The following is an 18,441-nucleotide window of genomic DNA, read 5'->3' on the forward strand; positions in this document are numbered from 1 at the left end:
AAGGGTAGGCCGGCGCGTTCGCTGTTGGGCGGCGCGGCTGCGATGGGTAGTCGTGGTGCCCGGGTTGCCCGGCACAGGTGCGCCGCACGTCCCTTCGGACCCATGGGGCGTGGGATGCGCGATCGGGGCCGTGCAGTGATGCGGTGGCGCCCTCGTCCGACACGCCTGCGGCCGGCTGGCGGGCACGCCCGCAGCCACCGCCACACTACAACGGGGATATCGGGCGCACGCAGCGTGCGTCCACCACTGTTTTAAGGAGTGCGCCATGAACGCCACCGATCCGCGATTTCCCCAGAACCCACCCATCGACCCCGACCTGGCCGAACAGGCACGACCCGGCCACGGCGTGCCGTCACAAGACCCGGAGCCGCAGGCACAGCAGCCCCTGCCGCCCGAAGACCAGGAGCGCGAATCCAAATCGGTGCTGATGGGCGGCGGCGCGATGGCGGGCGCAGCTGCCGGCGCGGCCGTAGGCGCTGCCACGGCGGGGCCGGTGGGCGTCTTTGTGGGCACCCTGGCGGGCAGTGTGGCGGGTGCGCTGGGCGGCGCTGCGGCGGGCCGGCTGGTGGACACCGACCCTGCGGCACCTGAAACCGACCCCAAGTCTGGGACGGATGGCGAGCGCTAGTTCCTGCGCCGGCATCTGCCCGGAAAGTGGTCCCTCCGACAGGAATCGAACCTGTATCTAGCGCTTAGGAGGCGCTCGTTCTATCCATTGAACTACGGAGAGGGAGGCAAGATTGTAAGGGCGGTGCCATGCCGCCCTTTTGCTATTGAGTTAATAGCTGCATGCGCTTGAAGGGAAAGCGTTACGGCCGATTTTTGGCATAGAACTTCAGTCGTAGCGCACCGTGTAGATCAGGTCCACCGCGCTTTGCATGCCCGTCTGGCCGCGCAGGGTAAGGTGCTGCGACAGGTCGTAGAAGATGTACAGCGTGCCCAGCACGCCCGAGAGGCTGCGCTCGTAGGTCACGTACAGGTCCTTGGACAGGCGCTTGCCGAAGGTGAGGGCGGCGGCGCTCGCGTCCTCGCCCGTGCCGGGGCCCTTGAAGCCGATCTCGTCCAGTCCCACGCGCTTGGCGATACCGCCGGTGCCGCTGCCGGAGCCCCCGCCCAGCAGAGCCAGCGCGGCCTGCTGCAGCAGCGCGGCCTCGGCGCCGCCGCTGGCGGCGCTGCGGCCCAGCACCACCCACGAGAGCTTCTCGGCGTCCGGCAGGTCGGGGTCGGCATACAGGCGCACGCGCGGCGACTGGGCCGTGCCGGTGACCTGCACGCCGGCGCGCACGCTGATGTTGGGCCGGATGGCCAGCACGTCCAGCGACGGGTTGTCGTAGGGGCCGTTGAAGCGCAGCAGGCCCGTCTCCACGTCCAGCGCCTGGCCCCAGGCGCGGTAGCGGCCCTGCACGGTGCGGACCTCGCCGGTCACGCGCGGCGGGGCGCCGGCCGTGCCGCTGCTGCGGATGTCCAGCTGCCCCGTCAGGCGCGTGGTGATGCCGTGGCCCTGCAGGGCGAAGTCGTTGCCCAGGTCCAGCGTGACGGCGATGTCGGGCGCGCGCGCGGCCTGCACCTGCCCGCCGGCCTCGGCCTTCTGGGCGTGCTGCGCGTCGCGCGCGGCCTTGGCGGCGGCTTCTTTGTCCAATGCGGCGGAGCGCACCACCACGTCGCTGCCCAGCGTGGGCGCGCCCGCCTCGGGCAGGATGATGGTGGCGCGGTCGGTGGTGAGCTGGCCGCGCAGCGTGAATTGCCCGCCCTGCAGCCGCGCCGTGAGGTCGCCCGAGACGCTGACCTGCCGGTCGGCGCGCACCAGCAGCTGCAGCGCCCGCGCCTGCGCGCGCAGGTCCATGCGGATACCGGCGCCACCTGCGCCTGCCGCGCCCCACGATACGGTGCCGCCGCCGGTGAGCGTGCCGCCGTCCTGCGGCGCCGCGGTGCGGTTGCCGCTGTAGCCCGCGATGCGTGCGCGGCTGCCCTGGCCGCCGTGCAGGCTCAGCTCGGTGATGGTGAGCCGGTCGCCCTGCAGCGCGGCGCGCAGGCGCCCGTCCTGCAGGTCCACGCCGTCCAGCAGCGAGCGGATGGCGAACTGGTCCGCCGCCAGCTGTCCGCTCCACTGCGGCGCGGTGCGCGTGCCGGACAGGCGCGCGTCGGCGCTCAGCGTGCCGCGCACGCGCCAGCCCGGCGGCGCCAGGGCGGACCACACGCCCACGTCGGGCAGTTCGGCACGCACGGTGGCGGCCAGTGGGGCCTCGGCGGGCCAGGTCCAGCCGTCGGGCGTGCGCGCCAGTTGGGTGCTGCCTTCGGCGTGCAATTGGCCGGCGCGCTCACTGTCCCAGTCCAGTCGGGCGCGCAACGCCGGGCCTTCGGCGCTGACCGTGAGTTCGGCCCGGCGCACGCCGGCGGGTGTGCCGCGCGTGGGCGTGGCTTGGGCCGCCTGGGCACCCTTGCCCTGGCCGCTGCTGTGCACCACGGTGGTCGGCGTGGCATCCAGCGTGAGGATGCGCAGGTCGCCGCTGCTGCGCCGCAGGCTGGCGCTGGCGCGCAGCGTGTCGCCGGCGTCGATGTCCCAGGTGCCGTCCAGCAGCAGGTCGCCCGCCAGGCCCGCCCGCTCCAGCATGCCGTCGCCGTCCATGCGCCAGGCGTTGGCCCAGTCCAGCGGCAGGCCCTTCAGTTCGCCCTGGCTGCGCAGCTGCAGGGCACCCTGCGCGCCCTGGGCATAGCGCAGGGGTTGCCAGCGCAGTTGCAGATGACCGGGCCGCGGCCCTTCGACGAAGGCCTGGCCGGCGCCGGCCTCCACCACCAGCTGGGGGGACTGGCGCAGCTGGATGGCCACCGGCTCGGCCAGGCGCAGCTTCCACGGGCCGGGCTGGCCGGCCGCGTCGGCCTGCATCTGCAGGGATTCCAACTGGGCCTGCCATTGGCCCGCGCCGCGGCTGGCCGCCGTGGCGCGCAGGCGCAGCTGGGCACGCTGGCCCGTGAGGGTGGCGCTGCGGGCGGAAGGGCCCTCGTCAGGCTGCGGGCCGTGGCGCAGCTCGCCATCCCAGTCGAGCGCGGCCCGCGCCAACGAGCCCTGCAGCGTGGCGGTGGTGCGCCGCAGCTCCAGCGTGAGCGGGCCCGCGTCCGTGCCGGGCTGGGGTGCGCGCGCGATCTGCAGGCGCGGCGCGGACAGCTGGGCCTGCAGGTCAAAGCGCTGCGGCGCGGTTGCGGCAGCCACGGCCGTGCCTGCCGGCAGGCCCGCGGCCTGCAGTTGGCGCTGCAGGTCGTGCCAGCCGCCGCGCCAGGTGGCGGTCAGCGTGGCGTTGCCGTCCAGACTCCAGCCCGCCAATGCAGCGGGCAGGCCCGGCAGGCCCTGCAGCCAGCGCTGCGCGCGTTGCGTGTCCGTCATGTGCAGGGCCAGCGTGCCATTGCCGCGCTGGGGTGCGAGTTGCCCGTCGAACTGCGCGCTGGCGCCGGGCAGCGTGGCCTGCAGCGCGCCTTGCACGGCCGGTCCCGCCAGGTCGATGCGCAGCGCCTGGGCGCGCACTTGCGCCCGCAGGGCGTCCAGCTGCAGGCGGGCGATGTCGATCCGATCGCCCTGCCACTGGCCCTGCACGGTCAACTGGTCCAGGCGCAGCGGCGCGGGGGTGCTCGCCTTCGCCGCGGCCGTGGGGGCGGGGCGGCCGGCGGCGCGCAGGTCGGCGCTGAAGCGCACGGCGCCGCCCTCGGCAGCATCGCGGCTTTCGGCGCTGGCGGTGCCGTTCACGGGCGCGGCGTCCAGCAGGGTGTGCAGCGCCGCAGGGTTGAGGGCGCGCACCTCGGCCTGACCCTGCAGCGCGCGCGTGGCGGGTGTGTAGGCGCCCTGCAGTGCGACGCTGCCGCTGCCCACCCGCGCCAGCGATTCGGACACGGTCCAGGTGGTGCCGTCGAACGCGGCGCGGGCCTGCAGTGTGTCGACAGGCAGGCGCTGCTGGTCCCACGGGCCGGGCAGGGCGTTGCGCAACGCGGCCTGGATCTGCCAGCCGGGCGCGTTGGCCTCGGCGGGCTCCAGCGCGGCGGTGCCGCTGAGTTGGGTGGCGGGCGCCTGCGGCCACAGCGCGGCGAGGTCCAGGGCCTGCACCTCGGCCGCGGCCTGCAGCAGCGGTTGACCGGCCCAGGGGGCGATGCGCGCTTGCAGGTCGGCACGCAGCGGTGGATGAGCGGGGCCTGCGCCATCGGTGCCGCGCAGCTGGGCCGTGAGCTGGATCTGTGCGCCCGCGCCGGCCAGCGTGCCCTGCGCGCTGGCCTGGGCCAGGGCCTGCAAGGGTTGCGCGCTGCCGGGCACCGGCGTGCGCAGCGTGCCGTTGAGCGTGGCGGTGAGCGCCATGGGCGCCTGGGCCTGCAACGTGGCCAGCAGCGCGTAGCGGCCCTGGGCCAGCGTGACCTGGTCCATCGCCAGGCGGTGTTGCTCGCCGTCGTAGCGGTAGGTGCCCTCCAGTTGCTCGGCGACGGTGCTGCCGGCCCAGTCGATGCGGTCCGCGTGGAAGGGCAGCTCGATCCGCAGTGGCAGCACCAGCTGCTGCAGCGGCGGAGTGGGCGGCTCCTGCGGGCCGGGCACGTCCTGCGGCGTGATGAGCACCTGCGCGGCCCGTACCTCGCCCAGGCGCAGTTGGCGGCGCAGCAGCGGCGCGACGCTCCAGGCGATGCGCGCGTCGTGCACCTCCACGGCCAGCGTGGGGCTGCTCCAGCGCAGCCAGCCAATCGTGCCGCCCGAGCGCAGCGAGCCGCTCACGTCGCGCGCCTGCAGGCTCTGCCCCTCGGGCAGGTATTGCGCCGCGCGCGCCAGTGCGCTGGCCAGCGAGGTGTTGCTGCCGGCCCACCACCACAGCCCGCCCAGCAGCACCAGCGCCGCCATGAGCAGGCCCCCCAGCGTGGCCAGCACCCAGCGCCCGGCGCGGCGGCGCGGCGGCGGCCGCGGCGTGGGCGTCGCGCCTGCGGCGTAGGGCTGGTGGCTGGAGGGGTGGGTCATGGAGGTTCAAAAACAATAGCTGCTAGCGCTTGCCAGCAAAGGAATTCGAAACGAAAAATATCAAAATCCCTTGTGTATCAAGCGCTGGCAGCTCACTTTTTTGCATATCAGAACGTGTAGCCCAGCCGCAGGTGCAGCCGTACCTGGTGCGTGTGCAGGCCATAGGCCAGGTCGGCCTGCAGCGGGCCCACCGGGCTTTGCCAGCGCAGGCCTGCACCCACGCCCACGCGCGCCGTGAGATCGCCAGGTGTGTCGGCCACGGCGCCGGCGTCGATGAACGGGGCGCTCTCAAAGTCGGTGCGGTTGCCGCGCACGGTGATGGGGCGCTGCCATTCGGCGCTGCCCACGGCCATGTAGCGCCCGCCGAAGAGCTTGTCCGCGTCGGTGCGCGCGCCGATGCTGCGGTAGCCGTAGCCGCGCACGGTGGTGTCGCCGCCGGTCAGGAACAGCTGGGTGACGGGGATGTCGGCGCCGTCGCGCGCCAGCACCGCGCCGCCCTCCAGGCGCAGCGACAGGCGGCTGCCGCGGCGCACGTTGTTCCCCAGGTCCACGCGGCCCAGGCCGACGAAGGACTGCCAGCGCAGCAGGGTGCGCACGAAGGGGTCGCGCTCCGGGCGCAGCGTGGTGCCCACGCCCAGCTCGGCCGCCAGGCCCCAGCCGCGCGTGGGGTTGGTGTTGTTGTTGAAGTAGCGCCCCGTCCAGCCGTAGTTGGCGGAGATCGCGCTGCTGGACGGCGGTGCGTCCTCGCCGCGGTTCTTGGCCGTGTCGTGCTGCAGGAAGTAGCTGCGGTCGATGCGGTCCGTGCTCTTGGTGCGCCCGGCGCGCAGCCGCGAGCTGTCCACGTCGTAGCTGCCCGTGGCCTCGCGCTGCAGCTGCAGGCCCGCGAACCAGCGCCAGCCGTTCGCATGCGGCAGCCCGGTCCAGTCGGTGGACAGCAGCTTGCGCTTGTTGTCCACCGCCACCTTGCTCACGGCGCGCCAGCCCAAGCCCGGCAGGCGGTTGTGCGTGTGGTCCATGGACAGGCGCGGTCCGCTGTCGGTGGAGATACCGACGCCGAAGACCATTTTTTGCAGCGGCGCGTCGCGCACCTGGGCGATCACGGTCGCGGACTGCGGATCGCCGTGCTCGGTGTCCAGCGTGAGGAACACCGCGTCGTAATAGCCGCTGCTGGCCAGGCGCTGCTGGGTGTCCAGCAGGCGCGCCTCGCTGTAGACCTCGCCCGTGGGCAGGCGCGCAATGCGGCGCAGGCCCTCGTTGTCGTAACGCTCGCCACCCTGGATCTGCAGGGTGCCAAAACGGTAGGCCGGGCCAGGCGCGTAGGCCACCTGCAGCTTGGCCTCGGCGCGGTCGGCGTCCACCTCGGCGCGGCTGCTGGCGATGCGCGCCGTGGGGTAGCGGCGCGCCTGCAGATCGCGCAGGCCCTGGTTCTTGGCACTGTCCCAGCCCTCCTGCGTGAACGGCTCGCCGGGCGGCAGCGACCAGCCGCGCTGCAACCGGGCCTGGCGGCGCGCGAGCTCGGTCGCGTCGGCACCCTGGCCGTCCTCGCCCATCAGCGTGATGTCGGCACTGGCGATGTGCGTGCGCGGGCCGGGCGACACGTTGACCAGCACGGTGCGCGGGGGCGCGTCGGCGTCGGTGGCCTGCTCGCGCAGCTCGATGGTGATCTCGGGACTGAAGTAGCCCTGCGTGGCCAGCAGGTCGCGGGCGTTCGCGTCGGCCGAACCCAGCAGCCGCGTGAGTTCATGCGCCTGCAGGTCGGGCAGTTGGCGAAAGCGCTGCAGCTCCAGATGGCGCGTGAGGTACTCGCGCAGGGTGTCGTCCTCCACCTGCACATCCAGCGCGAACGCATCGGGGCCGGAGTCCGGGCCCGCCTCGGAGGTGACGGAAGAGGGTGCGTCGTGCGGCGCGGGGGAGGGGCGCTGCAGCAGGCTGCAGCCCTGCAAGAGGGCCAGGCCGATCAGCAGAAACAGCAACGCCGGCCGCCGGGCCGGCGCTGAGCTTGGCTTGGTCATGCGGGCTATTTTGACAAAAGCCGCATCGTTTCTTCGAGGCCTTTGAGTGACAAAGGGTACATGCGATCGCCCATGAGCTGCTGGATGATGCTGATGCTCTGGCGGTACTGCCACACGCCCTGGGGTTCGGGGTTGATCCACGCGAACCGGGGGAAGGCGTGCGTGAGGCGCTGCAACCACTCGGCGCCGGGCTCCTCGTTGTTGTATTCCACGCTGCCGCCGGGCTGCAGGATCTCGTACGGGCTCATGGTGGCGTCGCCCACGAAGATGAGTTTGTAGTCCTTGTTGTACTTGCGGATGATGTCCCAGGTCGGGAACTTCTCCGCGAAGCGGCGGCGGTTGTTCTTCCACATGAAGTCGTAAACGCAGTTGTGGAAGTAGTAGAACTCCAGGTGCTTGAACTCGCTCTTCACGGCAGAAAAGAGTTCCTCCACGCGCTGGATGTGCTCGTCCATGGTGCCGCCCACGTCCATCAGCAGCAGCACCTTCACGTTGTTGTGGCGCTCGGGCACCATCTTGATGTCCAGCCAGCCCGCGTTGGCCGCCGTGGCGCGAATGGTGTCCGGCAGGTCCAGCTCCAGCTCATGCCCCTCGCGTGCGAACTTGCGCAGGCGGCGCAGCGCCACCTTGATGTTGCGCGTGCCCAGCTCCTGCGTGTCGTCGTAGTCGCGGTAGGCGCGCTGCTCCCACACCTTCACGGCGCTCTTGTTCTTGCCCGCGCCGCCGATGCGGATGCCCTGCGGGTTGTAGCCGCCATGGCCGAAGGGGCTGGTGCCGCCCGTGCCGATCCACTTGTTGCCGCCTTCGTGGCGCTCCTTCTGCTCCTCCAGGCGCTTCCTGAGCGTCTCCATCAGCTCGTCCCAGCCCATCTTCTCGATGGCGGCCTTCTGCTCGGGCGTCAGCTCGCGCTCCAGCATCTTGCGCAGCCAGTCGGCGGGGATCTCCTTGCGGAAGTCGGCCAGCATCTCCACGCCCTTGAAGTAGGCCGCGAACGCGCGGTCGAACTTGTCGAAGTGCTTTTCGTCCTTCACCAGCGCGGTGCGCGCGAGGTAGTAGAAGTCGTCCAGGCTCCAGGCGTCGTCGGACTTGGGGCCGACCACGCCGGCCTGCAGCGCCTCCAGCAGCGTGAGGAATTCCTTCACGGACACCGGCAGCTTGCCGGCGCGCAGGGTGTAGAAGAAGTCGATCAACATGAAACAGGCCTCCAGCGCTTATTCAGCGGGCGCATGGCGCTGCAGAAGGTATAGCAACTGCGCGCGCGCTTCGGGCCATTCGCCGCTGCGCATGCTGTACATCACCGTGTCGCGGATGGTGCCGTCGCGACGCAGCGCATGGCCGCGGATCACGCCGTCCTTCTTCGCGCCCAGGCGCTCGATGGCGCGCTGCGATGCAAAGTTGAAGTTGTCCGTGCGCCAGCCCACCACGTGGCAGCCCAGCGTGTCGAAGGCATGGCCCATCATCAGCAGCTTGGCAGTGGTGTTCACATGCGTGCGCTGCACGCTCTGGCGGTACCAGGTGTAGCCGATCTCCACCCGCTTCACGGCGGGCAGGATGTCGTGGTAGCTCGTCGTGCCCAGCACGCGGCCCGTGGCATCGTCGAGCACGGCAAACGCGAAACGGTTGCCTTCGTCGCGCATGCGCAGCGCCGTCTCGATGTAGGCGCGCGTGTCCTGCGGCTCGGGCACGCTGGTGACGCGCAGTCTCCACAGCTCGCCGTCGGCCGCGGCGGCGGCGAGGCCGGCTTCATGCGCCAGGGCCAGGGGCTCCAGCCGCACGCCGCTCTGGCGCAGGGTGACGGGCTCGACGAAGGCCATGGACTGTTGCTCCTTGCTCATTCTTTCCGTGCGCTGCGGGCCGCGCGCCAGCGCCGTGCCAGGTGCAGGCCCAGCCCGCCCCCAATGCCCACCAAGGCGATGCCTGCAATGCTGGCCGCCCCGTAGCCCTCGCTGAAGATATCCATCCCCAGCAGCAGGCCCACGCCATAGCCCGCGAGCGCGCCGCCCACGAACCCTATCGCGTCGGACGCACCTTCCATCAGAAGCCGCTGTGCAGTGCTCATGACGGGCTCTGGCTCAGCGGTTGCGCTGGTTCATGAAGACCAGCTTCTCGAAGAGGCTCACGTCCTGCTCGTTCTTGAGCAGCGCGCCCACCAGCGGCGGCACGGCCACCTTGTTGTCGGCGCTTTGCAGGGCTTCGAGAGGGATCTCCTCGGCCACCAGCAGCTTGAGCCAGTCGATGAGCTCACTGGTCGAGGGCTTCTTCTTCAGGCCGGGCAGGTTGCGCACGTCGTAGAAGGTCTTCATCGCCACGGTGAGCAGTTCGCTCTTGAGCGTGGGGAAGTGCACGTCGACGATCTTCTTCATCGTCTCGGCCTCGGGGAACTTGATGTAGTGGAAGAAGCAGCGGCGCAGGAAAGCATCGGGCAGCTCCTTCTCGTTGTTGGAGGTGATGAACACCAGCGGGCGGTGCTTGGCCCGGATCATCTCGCGCGTTTCGTAGCAGTAGAACTCCATGCGGTCGAGTTCGCGCAGCAGGTCATTGGGGAATTCGATGTCGGCCTTGTCGATCTCGTCGATCAGCAGGGCCACCGGCTTGTCGGCCGTGAAGGCCTGCCACAGCACGCCCCTGACGATGTAGTTGTGGATGTCCTTGACGCGCTCGTCGCCCAGTTGCGAGTCGCGCAGGCGGCTCACCGCGTCATATTCGTACAGGCCCTGCTGCGCCTTGGTGGTGGACTTGATGTGCCACTGCAGGAGCGGCATGTCCAGCGCCTGGGCCACTTCCTCGGCCAGCATGGTCTTGCCCGTGCCGGGCTCGCCCTTGACCAGCAGCGGGCGCTGCAGTGTGATGGCTGCATTCACCGCGAGCATCAGGTCCTGGGTGGCAACGTAATTCTGGGATCCTTGGAATTTCATGGGCCTGGGAATAGGGAAATCGTTGATGAAAGGGCTTGACAAGCGCTGGCTATAATCGTCCACGAACTAGAACGCGGAGACAACCAATCGCCTGATTGTGCGCGCAAAATGAAGAAGACACTGACCACGATATTCGGCCTGTCTGTCGCTTGTGCGACCGGTTTTCTCCATGCCGAGGAGATCAAGGGAGATGCCAAAGCTGGGGCGCAAAAGATCGCCATGTGCATCGGGTGCCACGGCATCCCGGGCTACCAGGCCAGCTTCCCCGAAGTGCACAAGGTGCCGATGATTTCCGGCCAGGGTGCCAAGTACATCGCCTCCGCACTCGACGCCTACAAGAAGGGCGATCGCAAGCATCCCACCATGCGCGGCATCGCCGATTCGCTGTCCGAGCAGGACATCGCCGATGTGGCGGCCTACTATGCCGAGCACGGCACGAGCGCCGGGGCACCCGCCAAGCCCTCGCGCGAACCCAATGCCCAGGTGGCGCAGCTGCTGCAAAAGGGCGCTTGCGTGTCCTGCCACGGCGAGAACTTCGCCAAGCCCATCGACCCGTCCTATCCCAAGATCGCGGGCCAGCATGCGGACTACCTGTTCGTGGCGCTCAAGTCGTACAAGACCGACAAGGGCGCGTACGTGGGCCGCAGCAACGGCGTGATGGCCGGCATTGCCAAGCAGTTTTCCAACGCCGAGCTGAAGGCGCTGGCGGGTTACCTGGGTTCGCTCGATGGAGACCTGCAGGTCGTTCCGCAGCCGCGCTTTCGCTGACCGTGGCACGCACCCGAAGAAGCCCGCCAACGCGGGTTTTTTTACGCCCGGTTGAGGCAAGCGGGCCGGGTTCCTTATCTGGCACGCCCAGGTGCGCAATGGTTGCCCCGGAGGGAGGGACTTCCTACAATCGGCCCTATGCGTTTCCTGGTTTCCACCCCGTGCGTCCGTATCGCGCGGCTTGCATCTGCAGCCGTCGTGATGGCGCGCGCCATGCGCAGGATGGGTGTTCTGAAACCAGCTTCGCCGGCCGCAGATCACTAGGCCCGGCGGTTCTCCACTCCTTTCATCCAAGCGTCACGCGTACCGCCGGGCAGCCAGCTCCGGTGCGCTGGGGCCTGCTTGCCGCGCGCCCCGCCGTGCGGTACCCCGGATGCGCACCTTCTTCCCGCCGATGACGCGCCGCTGACGGTCGCTTTGTGCGCCGTTGTTCCCGCTTGTTGATCAGGAGTTTTGACTATGCGCCTTCAGACCATTGTGGCCCTCACCGATTTCTCGACCGCGGCGGAGCATGCGCTTGACCGTGCCGCGCTGTTGGCTGCCGAGCACAAGGCGCGCCTGCATCTTCTGTTCGGTGCGGAGCAGCCGGACCCGAAGTTCGTCGACCCGCAGGCGCGGCTGGAGCAGCGCGCGCGCCAACTGGCGCGCCGCCACGACCTGCCGGTCAAGGCCCTGGCGTACCGCGGCGCCGGCGTGGTGGATGAGGTCTTGCGCGCGGCCGTGGGCGCCGACCTGCTGGTGCTGGACAAGCGCGCGCACCAGGGCGTGGAGCAGTTGTGGCGCGGTGGCACGTTGAGCCAGATCCTGCGGCGCAGTCCGTGCCCCGTGCTGGTGGTGCAGCGCGCGGCGCGCGAGGCTTATGCGCATGTGCTGCTGGCCGTGGATTTTTCGCCGGCGGCCGATGCCATGGTGCGCTACGCGAGCGGGCTGGACACTGCCGCTGCGGTGGAGCTGTTCCATGCCGTGGACCTGCGCGATGAGGCCAAGCTGCGCAGTGCCGAGGCATCGGCCCAGGCTGTGCGCGCGTGGCGCGCGCAAATGCAGCGGCATGCGCACGACCGGCTGGTGCGGCTGTCCGATGCCTTTGAGGCGCGGCGCAATCGTGTGGGAATGACCGTCGGCATGGGCGATGTGGCGCGGCAGGTGGCCGTGCAGCAGGAGCGCTCGGGCGCGGAGCTGGTGGCGCTGATGCACCGGCGCCGGGGATGGATGCTGGATCTGCTGCTGGGCAGCGTAGCCCAGCGGCTGCTGGGGGACGTGGGCTGCGACGTGCTGGTGTACCCGCACGACTACGCGGGCGCCGCACCGCGCGGCACCACGGCTCAGCCCCGCGTGGCGCGCCGCTGGACGCAGGCGATATAGGCGTCGCCGTCGGGTGCCCGACCCGCGCGCTGGGCCTCCCACAGCATGGTGCCCAGGCACTCCATGGCGGCGTGGTGCGCGTCGTGCAACGATCCCAGGCGCGCGGCCAGCAGCTCCACGGCCTGGCGGATGCCGCGCGGCTGGTCGATGCTGCACTGCTCGCTGATCGAGAGGTGCATCGACAGGTGCAGGAAGGGGTTGGTGCGGTCCGGCGTCTCGTCGTAGTTGCGCGCCAGGGCGGTGTCCACATCGGCCAGCTCGGGCTGGTACTCGGGGTGCTCCGCGATCCACAGGCCGGCCAGCGTCTCGATGGCCTCCATGGGCTGGCCGGCCTGCTGCTTGGCATGCGTGGCGCAGAAGAATCGGCGTACGTCGGCTTGGGTGGGATTGAACATGGATTCCAGAGTAGCATGCAACGTGGCGGCTCTGCCGCGGGATGTCGCGGTGGCCTCCTACGCCGGCGGGGTTACGCCCAGCTCTAGATTAGCGGCGGGCGCCGCAGGCGGCTGCCGACCCTACGACCAACATAAAAAAGAGGTGGACACCATGACGGGCATGCGCATTCTGGGCGTGATCTTGCTGATTCTGGGCCTGGCCGGGTTCTTCACCGGGGGCTTCAGCTTCACCAAGGAAACCACGCAGGCCCGCATCGGGCCGCTGGAGCTGTCGGTGAAGGAAAAGGAATCCGTCAACGTGCCGCAATGGCTCAGCATTGGCGCGATCGCCGTGGGCGCCCTGGTGCTGGTGCTCAGCATGCGCAAGCCCTGACGCAGGTTCCATGGCCGCGCACGGTTTGCGCCGTGCGCGCGGGCGTAGGCCCAGGTCCTACGTACGTCAGGGCCTGCGCGTGCCCAGCATGCGCGAGATGGTCTGGGCCGTGGCCAGCAACTCGGGCAGCAACTGCTCGCGCAGCATTTCGGTGCTGGTGCGATTGGCCTGGCCGCTGATGTTCAGGGCCGCCACCACCTGGCCCGCCCGATTCTTGAGCGGCGCTGCCACCGAAATCAAACCCTCTTCCAGTTCCTGATCCACCAGGCACCAGCCCTGGGCGCGTGCCTGGGCGATGCGCGCGAGCAGCGTCGCATCGTCCAGCACCGTGTGGCGCGTGAACTGCTGGCGCGGCAGCGCGGCCAGCCGGGCGCGCAGGTCCTGCTCGGGCAGCTCGGCCAGCAGCACGCGGCCCAGCGATGTCCAGAACGCCGGCAGGCGTGAGCCCACGGCCAGGTTGGTGCTCATGATCTTGTGGGTGTGTACGCGCAGCACATAGACGATGTCCAGCCCGTCCAGCACGGCGGCGGAGCAGGACTCGTGCACGCGGTCGGTAAGGGCCTCCATCAGCGGCTCGGCCAGGTCCCAGATGGGCATGGAACTCAGGTAGGCAAAGCCCAGGTCCAGGATGCGCGGCGTGAGGCGGAACAGCCGGCCATCGCTCTCTAGATACCCGAGCGTCTGCAGCGTCAGCAAGATGCGGCGCGCGCCTGCGCGCGTCAGGCCGGTGCGTGCCGCGACTTCGCTCAGGGTCTGCTGCGGCGCCGCCGCGCTGAAGGAGCGGATCACCTCCAGCCCGCGTGCAAACGACTGCACGTAGCTATCCCCCGGCTTGTGGGTATTACTTACGGAAAGGGGGGTGTCATCCATGGCAGTTCGTCCTAAAATTCATTATACGAACATTTGTTCTATATACGAACAAAGTGACACGATCACGACAGCCGGCCCGGGCCGGCTCCTTTTCCCCTCACTGGACCAGCAACACATGATCAACAAGATTGCGGATTCCGTTGCCGAGGCGCTCGCGGGCGTGCAGGACGGCGCCACCGTACTGATTGGCGGCTTTGGCACTTCGGGCAACCCCATTGAACTGATCAACGGCCTGATCGCCCAAGGCGCGCGCGACCTCACCGTGGTCAACAACAACGCCGGCAACGGCGATGCCGGCCTGGCCGCGCTGCTCAAGAGCGGGCAGGTGCGCAAGATCATCTGCAGCTTCCCGCGCCAGGTGGACAGCTATGTGTTCGACGAGCTGTACCGCAGCGGCAAGATCGAACTGGAACTGGTGCCCCAGGGCAACCTGGCCGAGCGCATGCGCGCCGCGGGCGCCGGCATCGGCGCCTTCTTCTGCCCCACGGCCTACGGCACGCAGCTGGCCGAAGGCAAGGAAACCCGCGAGATCAACGGCAAGCACTACGTGCTGGAGTACCCCATCTACGGCGATGTGGCCTTGGTCAAGGCCGAGAAGGGCGACCGCTGGGGCAACCTGACCTACCGCATGTCGGCGCGCAACTTCGGCCCCGTGTGCGCCATGGCGGCCAAGTACACCGTGGCGACCGTGCACGAACTGGTGGAGCTGGGCGAGATGGACCCCGAGGCCGTGGTCACCCCCGGCATCTACGTGAGCAAGGTCGTCCAGGTGCCGCGCGTGGCCACCCAGGCCGGTGGATTCAAGAAGTAAAGCCCGTTCAGCCCAAGGAGATACAGCGTGAGCAGCTATCAAAAACGAACCAAGGACGAACTGGCCGCACGAGTGGCACAGGACATCTTCGACGGTGCCTATGTGAACCTGGGCATCGGCCAGCCGACCTTGGTGGCCAACCACATCCCCGCAGGCCGCGAGGTGGTGCTGCATTCCGAGAACGGCATCCTGGGCATGGGCCCCGCGCCCGCCAAAGGCCAGGAGGACTATGACCTGACCAATGCCGGCAAGCAGCCCGTCACGCTGCTGCCCGGCGGTTGCTACTTTCACCATGCCGACAGCTTCGCCATGATGCGCGGCGGCCACCTGGATATTTGCGTGCTGGGTGCCTTCCAGGTGTCTAGCACCGGCGACCTGGCCAACTGGAGCACCGGCGAGCCCGGCGCCATTCCCTCCGTGGGCGGCGCCATGGACCTGGCCGTGGGCGCCAAGTCCACCTGGGTGATGATGGATCTGGTCAGCAAGACCGGCGAATGCAAGGTGGTCCAGGCCTGCAGCTACCCCCTGACGGGCCTGGCCTGCGTCAAGCGCATCTACACCGACCTGTGCACGCTGGAATGCACGCCCCAGGGCCTGCGCCTGATCGACACCGTGCCCGGCCTCTCGCACGAGGAGCTGGAGCGCATCGTCGGCCTGCCGATCCAGCCCGCACAGCAATAAGTACCAAAACGGCCTCCAGCGCTTGATGGACAAGCGCTGGCAGCTCACTTTTTTGATATTCCCCTCGGAGACACCATGAGCAACGCCCGCCAAGCCTTCATCTGCGACGCGATCCGCACCCCCTTCGGCCGCTACGGCGGCGCCCTCTCCAGCGTGCGCACCGACGACCTGGGAGCGTTGCCCATCAAGGCGCTGATGGAGCGCAACCCTGGCGTGGACTGGGCAGCGGTGGATGACGTGCTGTATGGCAACGCCAACCAGGCCGGCGAGGACAACCGCAACGTGGCGCGCATGTCCAGCCTGCTGGCCGGCCTGCCCATCGACGTGCCCGGCGCCACCATCAACCGCCTGTGCGGCTCGGGCCTGGACGCCGTGGGCTCCGCCGCGCGCGCCATCAAGTCGGGCGAGGCGCGCCTGATGATCGCCGGCGGCGTGGAAAGCATGAGCCGCGCGCCCTTCGTGATGCCCAAGGCGGAAAGCGCCTTCAGCCGCAGCAACGCGGTGTACGACACCACCATCGGCTGGCGCTTCATCAACAAGCTGATGAAGGCTCAATACGGCGTGGACTCCATGCCCGAGACGGCCGAGAACGTGGCTGACGATTTCAAGATCGAGCGCGAGGCCCAGGACCGCATGGCCCTGGCCAGCCAGCAAAAGGCCGCCGCCGCGATGGCCGCCGGCTACCTGGCCAAGGAAATCGTCAACGTCGTCATTCCCCAGAAGAAGGGCGACGCCGTCGTGGTCAGCCAGGACGAGCATCCGCGCGCCACCACGCTGGAGGCGCTGGCCAAGCTCAAGGGCGTGGTGCGCGAGGGCGGCACCGTCACGGCCGGCAACGCCAGCGGCGTGAACGACGGCGCCTGCGCCCTGCTGCTGGCCGATGAAGCGGCTGCCCAGCAATACAACCTGGTGCCCCGCGCCCGCGTGGTGGGCATGGCCGTGGCCGGTGTGGCGCCGCGCATCATGGGCTTTGGCCCCGCGCCCGCCGTGCGCAAGGTGCTGGCCCAGACCGGCCTGACGCTGGACCAGATGGACGTGATCGAACTGAACGAAGCCTTCGCCGCACAGGGCCTGGCCGTGCTGCGCGACCTGGGTGTTGCCGATGACGACAAGCGCGTCAACCAGTGGGGCGGCGCCATCGCCCTGGGCCACCCGCTGGGAGCCTCGGGCGCGCGCCTGGCCACCACCGCCGTGAACCAGCTGCACACGCTGGGCGGCCGCTACGCGCTGTGCACCATGTGCATCGGCGTGGGCCAGGGCATCGCCGTGGTGCTGGAGCGCGTGTAAGCGCGCGGCGTGACCCGAGGAGCGAGCATGAACAAGCAAGAACGCTGGGTGGACGTGCAAGGCGGGCGCCTGCGCGTGTGCGTGCAAGGCCCCGGGGGCGCCCCGGCCCTGGTGTTTTCCAACTCCCTGGGCACCACGCTGGAGATGTGGGACGCGCAGGCCGCGCGCTTCGCCCAGGACTTCCGCGTGGTGCGCTACGACACGCGCGGCCACGGCGCGAGCGTGGTGACACCCGGCCCCTACACCTTCGAACTGCTGGGCGGCGACGTGGTCGCGCTGCTGGATGCGCTGCGGATCGAGCGTGCGCACTTCTGCGGCATTTCCATGGGCGGCTTCACGGGCCTGTGGCTGGGCGTGCACCAGCCCCAGCGCCTGCTGAGCCTGGCGGTATGCAACAGCGCCGCCAAGATCGGCACGGCCGAAGGCTGGCAGGCCCGCGCCGCGCTGGTGCGCGAAAAGGGCCGTGACGCCATGGCGGAGCTGGCCGCATCGTCACCCGCGCGCTGGTTCACCCCAGCCTTCTGCGCGGCCGAGCCGGACGTGGTGCTGCGCGCGCAGAGCTGGATTGCCGGCATTTCCCCTGAGGGCTATGCCGCCTGCTGCGAAGCCCTGGCGCTGGCCGACCTGCGCTCGCAGATGGGTGGCATCGACGTGCCCACGCTGATCGTGGCTGGCAGCGCCGACCCTGTGACCACCGTGGCCGACGGCCGCTTCATGCAGGCGGCCATTGCCGGTGCGCGGCTGGCCGAAGTGCCGGCTTCGCACCTGTCCAACCTGGAAGCGCCGCAGGCCTTTGACGAGGCCCTGGCGCAGTTCCTGCGCGGCTGAGACCGCAGGTGGCGATGCGGCGTGGCTTGCTGCGCTGCCCACGCCGCTCCCTTCCATTCATCCAATCCTAGAGAAAGAGGAAACAAGCATGACCAACCTTCATCACACCACCCGCCGCACGCTGCTGGCCTCCCTGGCCGTGGCCGCCGCCGGCGCGCTGCCCCTGGGCGCCCTGGCGCAGAACTTCCCCACCAAGCCCATCACCATCATCGTGCCGTTCTCGGCCGGCGGCACCACCGACATCCTGGCGCGCATCGTGGGCCAGGGCCTCACCACCGAGCTGGGCCAGTCCGTCGTGGTGGACAACAAGCCCGGCGCGGGCGGCAACATTGGCGGATCGCTGGCCGCCAAGGCCGCAGCCGACGGCTACACCCTGTTCATGGGTACGGTGGGCACGCACGCCATCAACCAGTCGCTGTACAAGAAGATGCCCTTCGACCCGGTGAAGGACTTTGCACCGCTGTCGCGCGTGGCCACGGTGCCCAACCTGCTGGTGGCCCACCCCAGCCAGCCGTTCAAGACCGTGAAGGAAATGATCGCCTATGCCAAGGCCAACCCCGGCAAGATCACGTTTGGCTCGCCCGGCAGCGGCGCGTCGCCCCACGTGTCGGGCGAGCTCTTCAAGAGCATGACCGGCACCGACCTGCTGCACATCCCCTACAAGGGCAGCGCCCCCGCCATGACCGACCTGCTGGGCGGCCAGACTTCCGTCATGTTCGACAACATGCCCTCGGCCATCCAGCACGTGCGCTCGGGCAAGCTGCGCCCCATCGCCGTGACCACCGCCAAGCGCTCGCCCGAGTTGCCTGACGTGCCGACCATCGCCGAAGCCGGCGTGCCCGGCTACGAGGCAACCTCCTGGTTCGGCATGTTTGCCCCGGCCGGCACGCCCAAGCCGGTGCTGGACAAGCTGCACGCTGCGCTGATCAAGGTGCTGAACCAGGCCGACGTGAAGAAGAAGATCGCCGAACAAGGCGGTGACGTGGTGGCCGAGACCCCCGACCAGTTCGCCGCCTTCATCAAGGCCGAAAGCGTGAAGTGGGGCAAGGTGGTGAAGGAGTCCGGCGCGACGGCCGACTGACCCTTCGCTGAGCGGTTCAGCCGCTTACCCCTCCCTCACACGGCGGGTGGAGGGGTAGCGGTGATCTGCTATTGATACGA

17 protein-coding genes and 1 tRNA gene are annotated in these 18,441 nt (G+C 69.3%); 9 read left to right on the forward strand and 9 right to left on the reverse strand.

All coding sequences use genetic code 11. The features are described 5' to 3' along the window. Nucleotides 1–265 precede the first annotated feature (265 nt). A complete protein-coding gene (locus I3K84_RS16785; protein WP_196995018.1) occupies nt 266–628 on the forward strand; it encodes a hypothetical protein in 363 nt (120 codons plus the stop codon). Between the two features lie 27 nt (nt 629–655). On the opposite strand, the gene I3K84_RS16790 is transcribed toward I3K84_RS16785, so the two are convergent. From I3K84_RS16790 to I3K84_RS16820, 7 genes are all read right to left on the reverse strand, one after another. Further along, nucleotides 656–730 (reverse strand) — tRNA-Arg (locus I3K84_RS16790). A gap of 105 nt (nt 731–835) precedes the next feature. Then, nucleotides 836–4,978 carry a translocation/assembly module TamB domain-containing protein gene (locus tag I3K84_RS16795; RefSeq protein WP_196995019.1) on the reverse strand — a complete coding sequence of 1,381 codons (4,143 nt, stop codon included), beginning with the start codon at nt 4,976–4,978 and terminating at the stop codon, nt 836–838. Between the two features lie 107 nt (nt 4,979–5,085). Continuing rightward, complete coding sequence (locus tag I3K84_RS16800; RefSeq protein WP_196995020.1) at nt 5,086–6,990, reverse strand: autotransporter assembly complex family protein; 1,905 nt, start codon at nt 6,988–6,990, stop codon at nt 5,086–5,088. A 5-nt stretch (nt 6,991–6,995) separates the two neighbouring features. After that, complete coding sequence (locus tag I3K84_RS16805) at nt 6,996–8,183, reverse strand: VWA domain-containing protein (RefSeq protein WP_135149821.1); 1,188 nt, start codon at nt 8,181–8,183, stop codon at nt 6,996–6,998. 18 nt (nt 8,184–8,201) lie between these two features. Then, nucleotides 8,202–8,804 carry a GNAT family N-acetyltransferase gene (locus I3K84_RS16810; RefSeq protein ID WP_103737211.1) on the reverse strand — a complete coding sequence of 201 codons (603 nt, stop codon included), beginning with the start codon at nt 8,802–8,804 and terminating at the stop codon, nt 8,202–8,204. 17 nt (nt 8,805–8,821) lie between these two features. Beyond that, nucleotides 8,822–9,049 carry a hypothetical protein gene (locus I3K84_RS16815; RefSeq protein ID WP_011806654.1) on the reverse strand — a complete coding sequence of 76 codons (228 nt, stop codon included), beginning with the start codon at nt 9,047–9,049 and terminating at the stop codon, nt 8,822–8,824. A gap of 13 nt (nt 9,050–9,062) precedes the next feature. Beyond that, nucleotides 9,063–9,905 carry a MoxR family ATPase gene (locus I3K84_RS16820; RefSeq protein WP_196995021.1) on the reverse strand — a complete coding sequence of 281 codons (843 nt, stop codon included), beginning with the start codon at nt 9,903–9,905 and terminating at the stop codon, nt 9,063–9,065. 108 nt (nt 9,906–10,013) lie between these two features. Here I3K84_RS16820 and I3K84_RS16825 point away from each other — a divergent pair, with 108 nt between their 5' ends. After that, on the forward strand, nt 10,014–10,673 hold the full coding sequence (locus I3K84_RS16825) for a cytochrome c (RefSeq protein WP_015914180.1): 660 nt from the start codon (nt 10,014–10,016) through the stop codon (nt 10,671–10,673). A gap of 459 nt (nt 10,674–11,132) precedes the next feature. Beyond that, complete coding sequence (locus I3K84_RS16830) at nt 11,133–12,035, forward strand: universal stress protein (protein ID WP_196995022.1); 903 nt, start codon at nt 11,133–11,135, stop codon at nt 12,033–12,035. On the opposite strand, the gene I3K84_RS16835 is transcribed toward I3K84_RS16830, so the two are convergent. Beyond that, nucleotides 11,996–12,430 (reverse strand): DUF1841 family protein, encoded by a 435-nt coding sequence (locus I3K84_RS16835; RefSeq protein ID WP_041836092.1) that lies wholly within the window; start codon nt 12,428–12,430, stop codon nt 11,996–11,998. The two genes, I3K84_RS16830 and I3K84_RS16835, sit on opposite strands and share 40 nt — an antisense overlap. A gap of 151 nt (nt 12,431–12,581) precedes the next feature. Here I3K84_RS16835 and I3K84_RS16840 point away from each other — a divergent pair, with 151 nt between their 5' ends. Continuing rightward, nucleotides 12,582–12,803, forward strand: a complete 222-nt coding sequence (locus I3K84_RS16840) for a hypothetical protein (protein ID WP_015914177.1) — start codon at nt 12,582–12,584, stop codon at nt 12,801–12,803. 66 nt (nt 12,804–12,869) lie between these two features. Here the strand turns inward: I3K84_RS16840 and I3K84_RS16845 are convergent, their stop codons facing one another. After that, nucleotides 12,870–13,673 (reverse strand): IclR family transcriptional regulator, encoded by an 804-nt coding sequence (locus tag I3K84_RS16845; protein ID WP_196995023.1) that lies wholly within the window; start codon nt 13,671–13,673, stop codon nt 12,870–12,872. A 115-nt stretch (nt 13,674–13,788) separates the two neighbouring features. On the opposite strand from I3K84_RS16845, the gene I3K84_RS16850 reads away from it, so the two are divergent. The 5 genes from I3K84_RS16850 (at nt 13,789) to I3K84_RS16870 (ending at nt 18,361) form a co-directional block, all read left to right on the forward strand. After that, complete coding sequence (locus I3K84_RS16850) at nt 13,789–14,484, forward strand: 3-oxoacid CoA-transferase subunit A (protein WP_015914175.1); 696 nt, start codon at nt 13,789–13,791, stop codon at nt 14,482–14,484. Between the two features lie 27 nt (nt 14,485–14,511). Next, complete coding sequence (locus I3K84_RS16855; RefSeq protein ID WP_196995024.1) at nt 14,512–15,165, forward strand: 3-oxoacid CoA-transferase subunit B; 654 nt, start codon at nt 14,512–14,514, stop codon at nt 15,163–15,165. A gap of 75 nt (nt 15,166–15,240) precedes the next feature. After that, on the forward strand, nt 15,241–16,452 hold the full coding sequence (gene pcaF, locus I3K84_RS16860) for a 3-oxoadipyl-CoA thiolase (RefSeq protein WP_015914173.1): 1,212 nt from the start codon (nt 15,241–15,243) through the stop codon (nt 16,450–16,452). Between the two features lie 27 nt (nt 16,453–16,479). Beyond that, a complete protein-coding gene (pcaD, locus tag I3K84_RS16865; RefSeq protein WP_196995025.1) occupies nt 16,480–17,280 on the forward strand; it encodes a 3-oxoadipate enol-lactonase in 801 nt (266 codons plus the stop codon). An 88-nt stretch (nt 17,281–17,368) separates the two neighbouring features. Further along, nucleotides 17,369–18,361 (forward strand): tripartite tricarboxylate transporter substrate binding protein, encoded by a 993-nt coding sequence (locus I3K84_RS16870; RefSeq protein WP_172208384.1) that lies wholly within the window; start codon nt 17,369–17,371, stop codon nt 18,359–18,361. Nucleotides 18,362–18,441 lie beyond the last annotated feature (80 nt).

Source organism: Diaphorobacter sp. JS3051 (assembly GCF_015832135.1).
GTDB classification, from domain to species: domain Bacteria; phylum Pseudomonadota; class Gammaproteobacteria; order Burkholderiales; family Burkholderiaceae_C; genus Diaphorobacter; species Diaphorobacter nitroreducens.